Origin of the sequence: Methylobacterium oryzihabitans (assembly GCF_004004555.2) — a bacterium.
Classification (GTDB): Bacteria; Pseudomonadota; Alphaproteobacteria; order Rhizobiales; family Beijerinckiaceae; genus Methylobacterium; species Methylobacterium oryzihabitans.
Map to the genome: position 1 here is coordinate 1 of NZ_SACP01000162.1, position 437 is coordinate 437.

At 63.6% G+C, this 437-nt stretch carries 1 protein-coding gene; it reads right to left on the reverse strand.

The window, feature by feature from the left end:
- Positions 1–437, reverse strand: a 437-nt coding sequence (locus EOE48_RS28860; protein WP_148239833.1) for a hypothetical protein, incomplete at both ends; no start/stop codon positions are given.

Consider the following 437-nt stretch of genomic DNA (forward strand, 5'->3'; position numbering starts at 1 on the left):
GTAACCTTGGCCGTGGCGCCGTCGGCGTAGGACGGTTTGTCCAGCGCCAGCTTGACCTGGTCGGGGCGCACGGCACCGCCTTCGGCGTTGTCCTGGGCGCGGTAACCGGCCCAGAAGCGCTCGCTGGACACCAGGCCGGTCTGCGGGTCTTCCACCTCGACGCGGTACGGGCCCCATTCAACCTGGAAGCTCAGCTTGGCAGTGGAGCCCGCCTTGACGCTGACTGTCTCTTCGTTCTGGGTCAGGAATTTCTCGTTGTAGGCGTAGCTCCAGCCGTCGCTCTGCGAGTAGTTCCAATAGTAGTCACGGCGCTCGCGGATCAACCGCACCTTGAGGTCGTTGGCCGCCAGTTTGTTACCATCGCGGTCGGCTACCAAGAACTCGAATTCCACCGGCCCGTCGCTATCGGTTTCCTCGCCATCGAACAGGCCACGCAG